Below are 1,493 nucleotides of genomic sequence, written 5' to 3'. Positions count from 1 at the left end.
TGGAATACGTGCCAGCCGCCGGACTGCCCTGGTTCATAAGCCTGTTCGGTCGCGACAGCCTGATAGTCTCTCTGCAGAATGCCTTGGTCTACCCAGATTTTTCGCGCGGCGCCTTGGACGTTTTGGGGCGATTTCAGGCCACCGAACGCGACGACTACCGCGATGCGGAACCGGGAAAGATAATGCATGAGCTTCGCACCGGCGAACTCGCCCATTTCAATTTGATCCCCCATACGCCGTATTACGGCACGGCCGATGCTACGCCTCTGTATCTTATCGTGCTCCACAACACTTGGCGTTGCACCGGCGACGCGGGCCTGCTCGAACGACACATCGCAGCGGCCGAGAAGTGCCTGGATTGGATTGACCAGTATGGGGACCGTGACGGCGACGGTTTCCAGGAATACGAAACCCGCTCGGCTGCGGGGTACGAGAACCAGAGCTGGAAAGACGCCGGTGACGCTTTGGTTTATCCCGATGGCACCCTGGTGAAGGGACCCAAGGCGCTGTGCGAATTGCAAGGCTATGTCTATGATGCTTGGCAGCGCATGGCTGAAATCTTCGATGCCAGAGGCGATGGCGATCGTGCCGGGCAGCTTCGCCTCAAAGCTAAGAGCTTGTTCGATCGATTCAACCAGGTCTTCTGGGACGAGGCATCCGGCTTCTATGCATTCGCGTTGGATGGCGACAAGAAGCCGGTGCTCAGCGTCGCTTCCAACCCCGGTCACTGTCTTTGGTCGGGAATTGTCCCACCCGACCGAGCCGCCAGGGTGGTGCATCGGCTGATGAGGCCGGATATGTGGAGCGGTTGGGGAATACGGACACTTTCGGCCGATCATCCGGCCTACAATCCACATTCCTATCAACGCGGCTCCGTCTGGCCGCATGACAACGGGCTGATCGCGCTCGGCTTCCGGCGCTATGGCTTTTTTGTGGAAGCATGTCGCCTTTCTCGCGACGTGAGCAGCGCCGCAATCTACTTCATGCAACATCGAATGCCAGAGCTGTTCGCCGGGTTGCCGCGAACGCCCACGACTTTCCCCGTGCAATATAAGGGAGCGAACGTTCCGCAGGCATGGGCGGCCGGATCCTGTTTTTCGCTTCTGCAGGCGATCATCGGCTTTCAGCCCGACGCTCCAAATGGCAAGCTGTACATCGATCCCAGGCTGCCTGACTGGATAGACGAACTCACCTTGGACGACTTGCGCCTGGGCAAAAATCGCCTCGAACTCCATTTCTGGCGCGTCGGTGCCGAGACCCGCTGGCAAGTGACCGACGGCGATCCTTCACTGGTGGAAGCGCGAAGTTGTGCCACCGGCCCGAACTTGCGCTTGGGCCGCGTCTGAGGTTAGCTCCGGCGGAACCATCTGCCTATTTTCAGGCCCTACGTAGAGGGCCGCGCGTCTGCTCAAGAAGAGCAACATGAACCCGGACCAGATCGCTGCCACGCCGTTGCGTTGAAGGTTGCGATGGTGATCATTCGTCACCCAAGC

The 1,493-nt window shown here is 59.3% G+C and carries 1 protein-coding gene; it reads left to right on the top strand.

From position 1 onward, the window contains the following. Positions 1-1,346 (top strand): amylo-alpha-1,6-glucosidase (locus tag NKJ17_RS33825; protein WP_352692045.1); only part of this gene is annotated, 1,346 nt, incomplete at its 5' end. Positions 1,347-1,493 lie beyond the last annotated feature (147 nt).

The organism is Mesorhizobium sp. M0208, assembly GCF_040322015.1.
Classification (GTDB): Bacteria; Pseudomonadota; Alphaproteobacteria; order Rhizobiales; family Rhizobiaceae; genus Mesorhizobium.
The sequence above is the reverse complement of the archived record's forward strand: the minus strand, read 5'-3'. Positions and strand labels throughout refer to the sequence as shown.